Genomic DNA, 13,583 nt, shown 5'->3' with positions numbered 1-13,583 from the left:
AGGGCGACGTTCCCACGCAGGGTGTCAGGAGTCCACGATGGGTCAGGAAGAAAATATTGCGCTGCACGATGAAGGGTTCTCTGCTCCATCCGGTTTGTTCGAGCATCTGAACCATCTGCAGCGCCTCAACACCCGCAACGTTCTTGACGCCGTGCAACAGCGCCAGGCCAAAACCTACGCGCCTTCAAGCCTTGGGTTGCTCAAACAGCCAACCGCCGCAGACTGGCAGGAATACCTCACCGACCTTGGCCAACGTAGCGTGCTGTTCTGGGACACCTTGCGTCAGCGCGGCGACAACACCCTGGCCCATGAACGCGCCGGGTATCCGCTGCTGCTCAAGTTCAACCATCAAACCCTGGTCGCCGGCGAAGACCTGCCGCGCCCGGTCAACTACTCGTTGTTGCAGATCCTCGCGGGCCCCGGGCAACAGCTCGACAGCAAAAAGCAGCCGGTGATCATCATTGACCCGCGCGGCGGCCACGGCTCGGGGATCGGCGGTTTCAAACAGGATTCGGTGATCGGCGAAAGCCTGCGCGCCGGCCACCCGACCTATTTCATCTCGTTCAGCCATTCACCACGCCCGGGCCAAACCCTGGCGGACATCGTTGAAGCCCAGGCGCGGTTTATCGAAGAGGTCAGCGCCCGGCATCCCGCCAGCGCCAAACCCGTGGTCATTGGCAATTGCCAGGCTGGTTGGGCATTGATGGGCCTGGCGGCGACCCGCCCGGAACTGCCGGGACTGATCATCGTCAATGGTGCACCGCTGTCGTATTGGGCTGGCGTCAATGGCCGCAATCCGATGCGCTACACCGGCGGTTTGCTGGGCGGTGGCTGGATGGCGCGCCTGGGCAGCGACCTGGGCAATGACCGTTTCGACGGCACCTGGCTGGTGAGCAATTTCGAAAGCCTCGACCCGGCCAACGCCTTGTGGGGCAAGTACTACCACCTGTTCAGCGAAGTCGACAGCGAGGCCCCGCGCTTCCTGGATTTCGAACGCTGGTGGGGCAGCCCGACCCTGCTCAATGGCGAAGAGATCGAGATGATTGTCGACGACCTGTTCATCGGCAATCAGTTATCGGGTGGCCTCGGGCGCAAGAGCAGCGGGCTCGACCTCAAACGCATCGAAGTGCCGGTGGTGGTGTTTTGCTCCTATGGCGACAACATTACTTCGCCGCAGCAGGCGCTGGACTGGATCATCGACGTCTATCCCAGCGACCTCGCCCTGCAAAATGCCGGTCGCACCATTGTTTACCTGCGGCACGCGAGCATTGGTCATCTGGGCATCTTTGTTTCCGGCGAAGTCGCGCGGCGTGAACACCGCGAATTGCTGGGAGCCGTCGACGCGATCAACGAACTGCCGGGCGGTCTCTATGAAATGCTCATCGATGACCTGCCGGAAAATTCGCCAACGCCGTACGCCGTGCGTTTCGAGCCACGGCGTATCACCGACATCCATGGTGAAGTGCAGCCGGCCCGTGACGACGATCGCGAATTCGCGCTAGTCGAGCGTGCCTCCGATTTCAACAACACGCTTTACGACGGATGTGTACGGCCGTGGTTGCGTCAGTTAATCAACGAGCCGACCGCCGAAATGATGCGCAAGGCACACCCGTTCCACCAGCAACAAGTGATGTGGAACAGCCTGAACCCGGCGCTCTGGTGGCTGGCTGGCAGTGCCGCCCAGGTGAGCAAGGATCGCCATCCGGCGAGCCCGTCCAATCCGTTGCTGGCCTGGCAGGATCTGTTTTCCAACCAGATTCAGGACGCCTTGAACGGCTATCGGGACCTGCGTGATGCCGCTCAGGAAATGAGTTTTTACGGCGTGTATGGCCTGCTCAACTGCCTCAGCGGCAACACATCGGCGCGCGATCTCCACGCGCATGCCGAGCAGCACGATAAAGTCCTGATTGAACGCCTTCAGGACGCCCTGCCCCTGGGCGGTTTGATGGAAGCCTTGATCCGGATCCTGTTTCTGCTGGGCCGCGACAGCGATCAGCCAGGCAAGCAAAGCGTCGAGAAACTGATCCTGCAATTGCAGGTGCTGCTGCAGGACTACAGCGCCGAGCCACTCGACCTGCGCGAAACCCTGCGCCTGCAAAAACTCCTGGTCGCCACCCACCCACAGGAAAGCCTGCACAGCTTGCCCCTGATTCTGGCCGAGGTCGAAGAACGCCAACAGGTGCTGGCGGCCGTCGCCAATTTGCTCCCGGAATTGCTGACCAGCGGCGCAGATAACCCGTTCTGGTGTGAGCTGCACACGCTGCTTGATGTGCCGCTGCCGGGTTTCAACCTGACTCAACCACCGGGTGAAGCCGATGTTGTCGAGGAGAAAGCCCCGGCGACAAATCCGGAGCCGATCAAGACGAAAACACCGGTGGTCGTACCAGAGCCCGTCAAACAAAAGGCCCCGGCGGTTGTCGCTGAGCCGATTGCTCCGGTAACGCCGACCAAAACGCGCAAACCGGCCAAGGTCAAAAAAGGCGCGAAGAAACCTCCTGCACCCTGATGAGCAACCTGTAGGAGCGAGCTCTGTGGCGAGGGGATTTATCCCCGTTGGGCTGCGAAGCGGCCCCAAAATCGAAAACCGCGGTGTATCAGGTGCACCGCGCACAATGGTTTTACGACTGCTTCGCAGCCGAACGGGGATAAATCCCCTCGCCACAAAAGCGCGCTCCACAGAGGATTCGTTGTTTACAAAATGTTAGAGCAGTTCACCGCGTCACACCGGCGCGGTTTCCTCGATCTCGAACGATACATCGGAGCGATACTGCCCCGGTGTCATGCCAAACCAGCGGGTACAGGCTTTGTTGAAGCTGCTGTGGTCATGAAAACCAAGGAGATACGCGACATGCTTCATGTTGAAGTGAGAATGGCGCAGGTAGAAATCGGCCAATTGCCGACGCACCGCGCTCAGCACGTCCTTGAATTGTGTCCCTTCCTTCTCCAGCGCCCGTTGCAGCGTGCGCTTGCTGATGTTCAAGGCGGCTGCGATCGACTCCATGTCGCACTGCCCCTGGCCCTGACTCAAGCGCTCGGTAATCAGCGCGCGAATCCGCCCGACAATGCAAAAACCGAACAGCAGGTCCAATTGCGCCTCGGCAAAACTGTCATGCAGCACCGCCAGCGCTTCGTTGGCCATGCTCAGCGGTCGCATCAGCTCCTGCCCGTCAAACAGAATGCTGTCGTAAGGCGCGTCGAATTGCAGGTTGGGGCCAAACAGGCGTCGATGCTCGGAAATGTCTTCGGGCTCGGGATAAGTGAACTCAACGCTCAAGGGATGCGGTGCGTCGCCGCCCAACAGTTTGCGGCAAAAACTCAGCAATGACGCCAGAGCGGCATCGGTGTACTGGCGCGGTTTGACCGAACCATGCTGTTGATGGTCGAGGCTGGACAACCGGTAATGTTGCTGTTCCGCGGTAAAGAAAAGACTGAACCCGGTGCCAATCAACGGACTGAAACGAACCAGGCGTTCAAGGGCCTTTTTCAGATTCAGGCTGGACATCATGGTGTAGCCGATGATCTGAAAGCTGCCGGGGTGAAAACTGCCATAGGCCCGTAAGCCAATGTCCGGATCGCTCGAGGCCTCAGCGGCCAGGCCCCAGAGTCGATAAATGGCCTTTCGCTCGCAAAACGCTCCTGGTTTGTTCGCGAGATCAATGTCTAGTCCAGCCTCCCGACACAGACTGGCGACATCCAGTCCTTGAGCCGAGAGCGTATTTACCAGCACGCTGGCATAGCCTGAACTCATTCTATACATGGCGTCCTCAATGACCTGTGGAACCGAACATCCTGTCCGGAGCCATGACTGATCTGCGATGAAGCAAAATTCTAACGGGTTGTTTCGTTGCCAATATTGATCCCAGTATAGGTACTCCTCACTTTTCGCCAGTGTTTCGAGCCATTCGTCGCCCCGATGCAACTAAACCGCTCGTGGCACCGTTGGACACCACGCCGTCACCTCCCAACACTTCCGCATCCCCCGCCAATACCGAACAATCGCCCATCTTGCAGCGCAAAAACAAAAAAGGAACGGAGCTTATGAAGTCGCTTGGTCGTATTGCGTTGGTCACAGGTGGTATGGGTGGGATTGGCACGGCGATAAGCCAGCGCCTGTACAAGGAAGGATTCAAGGTCATCGTCGGCTGTAGCGCCGATTCCGCCCGCAAGAATGATTGGATTGCCACTCAACTGGCGGCCGGTTATCAGTTCGAATGCGTCTACGGCGACATCACCGATTGGGAGTCGACGCGCAAGGCCTTCGAGATGGCGCGCGAACAGTTCGGCCCGATCGATGTGCTGGTCAACAACGCCGGCATCACTCGCGATGCCTCCTTTCGCAAGCTGACGCCCGAGGACTGGAACGCGGTCATCGGCACCAACCTGAGCGGCGTATTCAACACCACCAAGCAGGTGATTGAAGGCATGTTGGCCAAGGGCTGGGGACGGGTGATCAATATTTCCTCGATCAACGGTCAGCGCGGCCAGTTCGGCCAGACCAACTACAGCGCGGCCAAGGCCGGCATCCACGGCTTCACCATGGCCCTGGCGCGGGAAGTGTCCGGCAAGGGCGTGACCGTCAACACCGTCTCCCCGGGTTACATCCAGACCAGCATGACCGCGGCCATCCGCCCGGACATCCTCGACACCATGATTGCGGCCACCCCGGTCGGGCGCCTCGGCCAACCCGAAGAAATCGCTTCGATCGTTGCCTGGCTGGCTTCCGATGAATCGGGCTACAGCACCGGCGCCGACTTCTCGGTGAACGGCGGCATGAACATGCAGTAGACCGATCAGGGCAAGGACGCCCTGTTCCCGCTGGACAAAATTTTAATGAGGTCACGCATGAACGAAGTCGTAATCGTTGCCGCTACACGTACCGCCATCGGCAGTTTTCAAGGGGCCTTGTCGGCGATTCCAGCCACCGAGCTGGGCGCCGCGGTGATTCGCCGTCTGCTGGAAGAAACCGGTCTGGACGGCGCGCAAATTGATGAAGTGATCCTCGGCCAGGTCCTCACCGCAGGCTCGGGGCAAAACCCGGCACGCCAGACGGCGATCAAGGCCGGCCTGCCCTTTACCACCCCTGCCCTGACCCTGAACAAGGTTTGCGGCTCGGGCCTCAAGGCTGTTCAGCTTGCCGTTCAAGCGATCCGTTGCGGCGACGCCGAGCTGGTGATTGCCGGCGGTCAGGAAAACATGAGCCTGGCGCCGTATGTGCTGCCCAAGGTACGCACCGGTCTGCGCCTGGGTCATGCGCAATTGCAGGACAGCGTGATTCAAGACGGTTTGTGGGACGCCTTCAACGACTACCACATGGGCATCACCGCTGAGAACCTGGCCACGAAGTACAGCCTCAGCCGCGAAGATCAGGACGCCTTCGCCGCCGCCTCGCAACAGAAAGCGGCCGCCGCCATCGAAGCGGGCTACTTCAAGGGGCAAATCACCCCGATCCTGATCCCTCAGCGCAAGGGCGATCCGCTGGTGTTCGATACGGATGAACAACCGCGCCCGGGCGGCACGCTGCAAGCATTGAGCAACCTCAAACCGGCGTTCCAGAAAGACGGCAGCGTGACCGCCGGCAATTCGTCGACCCTCAACGATGGCGCCGCCGTGTTGCTGCTGGCCAGCGCCGCCAAGGCCCAAGCCCTCGGCTTGCCGGTGCTGGCGCGCATCAAGGCTTACGCCAGCGCAGGCGTCGACCCGTCGATCATGGGCATCGGCCCGGTACCGGCCACTCGCCTGGTGCTGGAGAAAGCCGGCTGGAGCCTGGACGACCTCGACCTGATCGAAGCCAACGAAGCGTTCGCCGCGCAATCGCTGGCGGTCGGCAAAGAACTGGGCTGGGACACGAACAAGGTCAACGTCAACGGTGGCGCGATTGCGCTGGGTCATCCGATCGGCGCGTCAGGCGCGCGGATTCTGGTGTCGCTGGTGCACGAACTGATTCGCCGTGACGGCAAAAAAGGCTTGGCCACGTTGTGCATCGGTGGCGGCCAAGGCGTCAGCCTGGTCATCGAACGATAAAAACAAGAAACACAGGACTGCTTGCTTGACTGCTGACGCGGTGCCGAATTCCGGCACCGCGGTTTTTTTTCGCCCGGTTTTGCGATGTGGGCAAGGAGTTCCATGGACAATAACGCGCACACTTTCAACACCTTCTGGTCCGGCCAAGTCCCGTTCATTGCCTCCTTTGCAGTGCAACAATTACGCCTGTGGGTCAGCACCAATCCATGGTTCACCGGCCAGGAATACGAAGAGTGGTTCGACCTGCCGCGCACCACCCTGGAAAGCCTGCAAACCGAGTATCAAACCCAATGGGGTGATCTGGGCCAGCGGCTGCTGACCGGCCAGCCGTTCTCCTTTGAAGATCGACGTTTTGCCAGCGGCAACTGGAGCACGCCGCTGTTCGGCTCCCTCGCCGCGTTCTACCTGCTCAATGCCGGTTTCCTGCTGAAGCTGCTCGATAAACTGCCGATCAAAGACAAGAAACCCCGCCAGCGCCTGCTGTACCTGGTGGAGCAAGCGATTGCCGCCGGAGCCCCCAGCAACTTTTTGGCGAGCAACCCCGATGCCTTGCAGCGCGTCGTCGACACTCAGGGTGGCAGCCTGTTCACCGGCCTGTTGCACCTGGCCAGCGACCTGCAGGAAGGCAAGATGCGCCAGTGCGACAGCGGCGCCTTCACCGTCGGCGTCGACCTGGCCAATACGCCCGGCGAAGTGGTGTTCGAGAACGAACTGTTCCAGCTGATTCAGTACTACCCGCAAAGCGAAACCCAGTACCGGCGCCCGGTGTTCATCGTCCCGCCGTCGATCAACAAGTACTACATCCTCGACCTGCGCCCGGACAATTCGATGGTTCGCCATCTGTTGCAACAAGGCCACCCGGTGTTCCTGATGTCGTGGCGCAACTTCGATCAGGCGCACGCCGGCACCACCTGGGATGACCTGATCGAAACCGGCATCATCAAAGGCCTGCAAGTGACCCGCGAGATCAGCGGCGAGCAACGTCCCAACTGCGTTGGCTTCTGCATCGGCGGCACGCTGTTGAGTTCGGCGCTGGCCGTACTGGCGGCGCGCGGCGACAAGGACATCGGCAGCGTGAGCCTGTTGACCACCTTCCTCGATTACCTCGACACCGGCCCTATCGACATCTTCGTCGACGAGCAACTGGTGGCCTACCGCGAGCGCACCATCGGCGGCCTGGATGGCCCCATCGGCCTGTTCAAGGGCGAGGACATGGGCAACACCTTCTCGCTGCTGCGCCCCAACGATTTGTGGTGGAACTACAACGTCGACAAATACCTCAAGGGCCAGAAGCCGATTCCCCTTGACCTGCTGTTCTGGAACAACGACAGCACCAACCTTCCAGGCCCGATGTACTGCTGGTATCTGCGCCACACCTACTTGCAGAACGATCTGAAATCCGGCGAGCTGGACTGCTGCGGGGTCAAACTCGACCTGCGCGCTATCGATGCGCCGGCGTACATCCTCGCAACGCATGATGATCACATCGTGCCGTGGCGCAGCGCTTATGCCAGCACCCAATTGCTCTCCGGGACCAAGCGCTTTGTGCTGGGTGCCTCCGGGCATATCGCCGGGGTCATCAACCCGCCGGCCAAGGAAAAACGCCATTACTGGACCAACAATCGGGTCACGAAGGACCCTGAAACCTGGTTCATGAATGCCCAGGAACATGCCGGTAGCTGGTGGAATGACTGGTTCGTCTGGCTCGCAGAGCAGTCCGGCGAGCGCCAGGCTTCCGTGCTGCACACGGGCAACGCGCAATACACGGCGATTGAATCGGCACCCGGGCGTTATGTGATGCAATGACAGACTGCCCCGCACACTGACCGGTAGTGTGCGGGGCCGTTCTTCACGCGTCCTCGCAAAAATCCCAAACACAGCACATCGACTCAATATCCCCGCCCGAATCTACGCAACCATGGCCTCCTCACTCACCCGTAAGGACCTCGCCATGACCATCGCCAAAGCCGTTCCCGGCAAAACCCTGCTGACCCCGACCGACCACACCCTGATCATGATCGACCACCAATCGCAGATGTCCTTCGCGACCAAGTCGATCGACGCCGTCACCCTGCGCAACAACGCCGCACTGGTGGCCAAGGCCGCGCGGGGCTTCAAGGTCTCGACCATCCTCACCACCGTCGCCGAGAAGAGCTTTTCCGGGCCGATCTTCGACGAAATCAAGTCAGTGTTCCCGGAACACAACGTCATCGACCGCACCAGCATGAACACCTGGGAAGACGAGCGCATCGCCGTTGAAGTCAACGCCTTCGGCAAACAGAAAATCGTCCTCGCCGGCCTGTGGACCTCGGTGTGCATCGTCGGCCCGGCGCTGTCGGCCATCGACCAGGGTTTCGAGGTCTACGTGATCGCCGATGCCTGTGGCGACGTCAGCACCGAAGCCCATGAAATGGCCATGCAGCGCATGATCCAGATCGGCGCCCGCCCAATGACCTCGCTGCAATACCTGCTCGAACTGCAGCGCGACTGGGCGCGTACCGAGACCTACGAAGAAACCGTGAAAACCTCGATTGCCAACGGTGGCTCCTATGGTCTTGGCCTGATCTACGCCAAAACCATGTTCGGTGCCTCGGAAGGCCACTAAGCGCTTTTCCTGTAAATAGCCAGCGACTGCGGACATTGCGCAGTCGTTGCTTTGTGGTGATTGACGATGAAGTTTCGCAAGCAAGTCCTTTCCTTTTGGTTGTCGATGCTATTCGCCGGAACCGCCTTGGCGGATGAACCCGCACAAGGGTTTGTGGATGGCGCGACGCTTGATGTACTCAGCCGTAACTTCTACCTCAACAGCGATTACCGCTCCCCTTCGCCGACAGGCAAAAGCTATAAAGCGGAATGGGCTCAAGGCTTTATCAGCACTTTTGAATCCGGTTTCACACCCGGCACGCTTGGTTTTGGCCTGGATGCCCATGCCTTTTGGGGGTTGAAACTGGATGGCGGCAAGGGGCATTCCGGAACCGGATTGCTGCCCGTCAATGATGACGGTCGTAGCGAAGACAGCTATTCCAGTGGCGGCGGCGCGCTGAAAATCAGAGCCTCGCGAACCACTTTGGCCTTCGGTGAAATGATGGTGGAAACCCCGGTGTTCGACACCGCGGACAAACGCCTGCAACCGGAATACGCCACAGGCTTGCTGCTGAACAGCCGCGAAATCGATGACATGAATCTGGTGGCCGGTCATTTCACAGCGTTCAAGAACCAGGACAGTTCTTCGGGCAAGGGCAACTTCTACGGCTACGGTGCCAACACCGAGGCCGGCGGCATTACGTTTCTCGGCACCGACCTGTTTACCCAACGCCCCGTCGGCGGCGCGCTCTACGCTTCAGAACTGACCGACACCTGGCACCAGTATTACGCCAACCTGCACCTGAAGCAGCCCGGGGTGTTGCTTGACGCCAACCTCTACCACACGCAGGACACCGGCAAAGCGTTGGCCGGCGCCATCGACAACACCGCGTTCAGCCTCTCGGGCAAGTACACCGTCGCGGCGCATGCCTTCACCCTGGCGTATCAAAAAATCAATGGCGACACGCCGTTCGATTTTGTCGGCGGCGATTCGATCTACCTCGCCAACTCGATCAAATACGCCGACTTCAACGGCGCCCACGAACGCTCGTGGCAGGCACGCTACGACCTCGATTTGAGCACCTTCGGGATACCCGGCCTGAATTTCATGACGCGCTACGTCATGGGCAGCCAGATCGACGGCACCCATGCGCCCAAGGGCGGCGCCTACAACCCTTTTGATGAGTCCATCGGTAACTATGTGCCACAACAAGGCGATGGTGGCCGGCATTGGGAACGCGACATCGACCTGCGCTACATCGTGCAGTCCGGTAAGGCCAAGGGGTTGTCCCTGCAACTGTCCCATGTGTCGCATCGGGCTAATACGGCGCAGGCCGGCGATGACATTGATCGGGTGTACGTGGTCATCCAGTACCCGCTGAACGTCGGGCATCTGTGAGGGGAATGTAATGCAGTGACCACCGTCCCAGAGTGGGAGTGGGCTTGTGTGGTGAGGGGATTTATCCCCCTCACCACAAAGGCTCGCTCCCACAGGAGATCAATGGCGCTGGAAATGGCGGAAGGCAGCCGGAGTCGAACCTGCCCGGGAACGGATGCCGTCCCCAACCGGGTTTGAAGCCCGGCCGCGCCACCGGGCGCGATTGCCTTCCTTGAAGTCAGTTGTCTGATCGTTGCGCCAAGGCATTGTCGAGACGCAGATGGCGCTTGTCGCCAAAGCGTCGGGTCAGGCCCAGCCGGTCGAAGTATTCGAGAATCTGGATGCTGCGCTTACGGCCAAGGCCCACTGCATCGCGAAACGCCGCGACCTGAATCACCGGGTCCTGCGCGGCCAGTTGCACAAGCATAGCCGCCAATCGGCGGATGATTGCGTCGGTGTAGAACAGGTCGCGGACGACTTGATGCACCAATCCCAACCTCGCCATTTTGCGCAGCAGCAGGCGCACCGCCGCTTCGTCATGACCAAGATCACGCACCCAAGGGGCATTGAACCCGGCCTGTTCGAACACCGGCTGCAGCTGTTGCCACAGGGCTTCATTGTCTTCACTCAAGCGCACCTGATGCTCGGGCAAATGCAGCCACGGCCCGCTGGTATGCAGGGCGCCGCTGGCGAGCAGTTCGTCGAGCAGGCTGATGAAGGTCGGACGGTCCAGCGCAGTGCCGGTGAAGCGGCGCAGGCGATCCCGGTCGGGTCCCATCTGGTCGGGTTCGAGTTGGTGGAAGCGTGCCAGCTGTTCCAGCAACGGCACTTTCAGGGACTCCCAGCGGTCAGCGCTGAACAGCAACGGCCCTTGGCGTGTATCGATCAAACGGACATTGGCGGGCAGCACCCAGGTGTCACGCGGCCGGTTGAACTGGCGCTCAAGGCGCTGCGGATCGAGCCCGGTTTCACTGTTCAGCAATAACGCAGGCAGGACATCTTCCAGAGCATCATGGGTGGCGAGCGCCTGGAGCTGGGCCAATCGCTCGGGACTGCGGCGGTGTCGGGTCGGCGCGAACGGGTCGAGCACCCGACCGCCGCCGAGGGTGCGTTGGGCACTTTGGTCACGCAGAATCAAAGGATCGCCCTTCACCGCCTGCACTGGGGCGTTCAGCAGGATTTGCGCGAACATACGCTCGGCTGGCGCAACGCTGGCACCTTCCAGCAGCGCTATTCGCCCGGTGACGTCCTGAGTCCCCACGTGAACATGCACCGGCTGAAAATGCTCGAAGGGCTTGGCTTCGCTGGTCAGCAACTGCATATCGATGTCCAGCCGCTGGGTCGGCGCATACAGCCACTCCGCCACCAGCCAGTGACCCCGGTGAATCTGCTCCAGTGAAAGACGCTCGGCGCTCAGGTTAAGCGCGACTCGCTGGCCCGCAAATGCGCTGTCCGCGGCTTGATTTTGCGCATGCAAGCCACGTACGCGCACGGTTTTTCCTAGCGGACCGAGCATCAGCGTGTCGCCCACAACAACCTGGCCCGACAGTGCGGTGCCGGTCACCACGATACCGGCACCGGCCACGCTGAAGGCACGATCAATCGCCAGCCTAAAACCGCCGCTCGTGCTGCGCTGAAGGACATCACGCTGCGCATCCAATAAGGCCTGACGCAAAGCCTCGACGCCCTCCCCGGTCACGCTCGACAGCGCAATCTGCGGCGCGCTGGCAAAAGGTCCGGGCGCCAGTAAGGTTTCGATCTGCTCGCGCACGGCCTGCACGCGGGCAGGATCGACCCGGTCGCATTTGCTGATCGCCACCAAGGCTCGAGGGATGCCCAGCAGTTCGACGATCGCCAGATGTTCGCGGGTCTGCGGCATGACGCCGTCATCCGCGGCGACCACCAGCAACACCAGATCGATGCCCTGGGCACCGGCCAGCATGTTGTGGGTGAAGCGTTCATGACCAGGCACGTCGATAAAACCGGTCAATGCCGCGCCCGGTTCCAACGCCGCGTAGAGATAGCCGAGGTCGATGGTCATGCCCCGTTCGCGTTCTTCCCGCCGACGGTCGCCGGCCTGGCCGGTCAAGGCCTGGAGCAATAACGTCTTGCCGTGGTCGATGTGCCCGGCAGTGCCGACGATCACCCCGGCACCTGCAATTGATCGAGTTGCGCCAGCCACGCGGCTTCGTCATCCAGTTGGCGCAGGTCGAGCCACAGCGCGTCGTCGTCAAGTCGGCCCAGCACCGGAATGGCCAGCTGACGAAACGCGGCCTCAAGGTTCAGCAATTGCCGTCCGCGCAGGCGCTTGCTGACCTGTGGTCGCAGGCATAAAGCGGCGCTCGGCAGACGCGCCACCGGTTGGCTGCCGCTGCCGATCATGCCCAGCGCCGGCAGCGCGCTGACGGTCCAGCCATCGCCCACGGCCTGCGCCAATGACGGTTGCAGGCGTTCGGCTTGAGCAAGGATGTCGGCTTGCGGTCGGGTCAGCAGGCGCAGGCTCGGCAGCCGTTCGGCCAGTCGATCAGGATTGCGGTACAGACCCAATACCGCTTCGAGGGCCGCCAGCGTTAATTTGTCGACCCGCAGCGCACGCTTGAGCGGATTCTTTTTGATCTTCGCAATCAGGTCTTTGCGACCCACGATCAACCCGGCCTGAGGGCCGCCGAGTAATTTGTCGCCGCTGAAGGTGACGATGTCCGCGCCATCGATCAGCGCCTGGCGCACCGTGGGTTCGGCGGGCAAACCCCAGCGCGTCAGGTCCAGCAAACTGCCGCTGCCGAGGTCTTCGAGCAGTGGCAGACCGTGCTTATGCGCCAGCGCAGCCAGCTCGGCCGTCGGCACCCGGGCGGTGAAGCCTTCAATGGCGTAATTGCTCGCATGCACCCGCATCACCAGGCCACTGCGCGGGCCGATTGCGGCCTCGTAATCCCGGGCATGGGTGCGGTTGGTGGTGCCGACTTCATGCAGCCGTACGCCGGCCCGGGCCATGATGTCGGGAATGCGGAAGGCGCCGCCGATTTCGATCAGCTCGCCCCGGGAAATGATCCCTTCCTTGCGCGCGCCCAGGCTATTGAGCGTCAGCAGCACGGCGGCGGCATTGTTGTTGACCACGGTCACCGCTTCGGCGCCGGTCAGTTCGCGGATCAGGCCTTCGATCAGGTCGTCACGGTCGCCGCGTTTGCCGCTGTGCAGGTCGAATTCCAGATTGAGCGGATAACGGGCGGCCATTTGCACGGCTTCGATGGCTTCGTCCGGCAACAACGCCCGACCGAGGTTGGTGTGCAGCACCGTGCCGGTGAGGTTGAACACCCGGCGTACGTGGCTGCGATGCCGCAGGGCCAGGCGCTCGCCGGCTCTGCCGGCCAAGACTTCGGGAGTGAGTTCAATGGCGTCGAGTTGGCTTGAAAGCACCGGCTCGCGCAGGTCATCGAGCAACTGCCGCAGACTGGCCAGCAGCGCGTCACGCCCGTAACGCTCGGCCAAAGGCTGACACGCCGGGTGGCGCAGCAAACTGTCGATGGAAGGCAGCCGCAAGGCTGGGCTGGCGGATCTGGCAGGCATCAGGCGCTCCCGCAAACGTTGACTGTCGCGCCTGAGT

Annotated in this window: 9 protein-coding genes and 1 tRNA gene; 6 read left to right on the top strand and 4 right to left on the bottom strand. The window is 61.1% G+C overall.

All coding sequences use genetic code 11. The features are described from left to right. Positions 1–37: 37 nt before the first annotated feature. The gene (locus DJ564_RS15960; RefSeq protein WP_109631207.1) at positions 38–2,506 is read left to right on the top strand and encodes a DUF3141 domain-containing protein; all 2,469 of its coding nucleotides are present in this window, start codon (positions 38–40) and stop codon (positions 2,504–2,506) included. Positions 2,507–2,719: 213 nt separating this feature from the next. Here the strand turns inward: DJ564_RS15960 and DJ564_RS15955 are convergent, their stop codons facing one another. After that, positions 2,720–3,757 carry an AraC family transcriptional regulator gene (locus tag DJ564_RS15955; protein WP_109631204.1) on the bottom strand — a complete coding sequence of 346 codons (1,038 nt, stop codon included), beginning with the start codon at positions 3,755–3,757 and terminating at the stop codon, positions 2,720–2,722. Positions 3,758–4,038: 281 nt separating this feature from the next. Here DJ564_RS15955 and phbB point away from each other — a divergent pair, with 281 nt between their 5' ends. The 5 genes from phbB (at position 4,039) to DJ564_RS15930 (ending at position 10,003) form a co-directional block, all read left to right on the top strand. Next, on the top strand, positions 4,039–4,785 hold the full coding sequence (gene phbB / locus DJ564_RS15950) for an acetoacetyl-CoA reductase (RefSeq protein WP_109631201.1): 747 nt from the start codon (positions 4,039–4,041) through the stop codon (positions 4,783–4,785). A gap of 57 nt (positions 4,786–4,842) precedes the next feature. Then, positions 4,843–6,021 (top strand): acetyl-CoA C-acetyltransferase, encoded by a 1,179-nt coding sequence (locus tag DJ564_RS15945; protein ID WP_109631199.1) that lies wholly within the window; start codon positions 4,843–4,845, stop codon positions 6,019–6,021. A 102-nt stretch (positions 6,022–6,123) separates the two neighbouring features. Continuing rightward, positions 6,124–7,827, top strand: a complete 1,704-nt coding sequence (gene phaC, locus DJ564_RS15940) for a class I poly(R)-hydroxyalkanoic acid synthase (RefSeq protein ID WP_109631195.1) — start codon at positions 6,124–6,126, stop codon at positions 7,825–7,827. Positions 7,828–7,972: 145 nt separating this feature from the next. After that, on the top strand, positions 7,973–8,626 hold the full coding sequence (locus DJ564_RS15935; protein ID WP_109631192.1) for a hydrolase: 654 nt from the start codon (positions 7,973–7,975) through the stop codon (positions 8,624–8,626). Between the two features lie 66 nt (positions 8,627–8,692). Further along, the gene (locus DJ564_RS15930; RefSeq protein WP_109631189.1) at positions 8,693–10,003 is read left to right on the top strand and encodes an OprD family porin; all 1,311 of its coding nucleotides are present in this window, start codon (positions 8,693–8,695) and stop codon (positions 10,001–10,003) included. Between the two features lie 115 nt (positions 10,004–10,118). Here the strand turns inward: DJ564_RS15930 and DJ564_RS15925 are convergent. From DJ564_RS15925 to selA, 3 genes are all read right to left on the bottom strand, one after another. Next, positions 10,119–10,214 (bottom strand) — tRNA-Sec (locus DJ564_RS15925). 6 nt (positions 10,215–10,220) lie between these two features. Continuing rightward, a complete protein-coding gene (selB, locus tag DJ564_RS15920) occupies positions 10,221–12,128 on the bottom strand; it encodes a selenocysteine-specific translation elongation factor (protein ID WP_109631186.1) in 1,908 nt (635 codons plus the stop codon). Then, on the bottom strand, positions 12,125–13,546 hold the full coding sequence (gene selA, locus DJ564_RS15915; protein ID WP_109631184.1) for an L-seryl-tRNA(Sec) selenium transferase: 1,422 nt from the start codon (positions 13,544–13,546) through the stop codon (positions 12,125–12,127). Before selA ends, selB begins: the two co-directional genes overlap by 4 nt. Positions 13,547–13,583: the final 37 nt, after the last annotated feature.

The sequence above is a fragment of the Pseudomonas sp. 31-12 genome (assembly GCF_003151075.1).
In the GTDB taxonomy this organism is placed as follows: domain Bacteria; phylum Pseudomonadota; class Gammaproteobacteria; order Pseudomonadales; family Pseudomonadaceae; genus Aquipseudomonas.
This window is presented reverse-complemented; position numbering and strand designations above follow the sequence as displayed.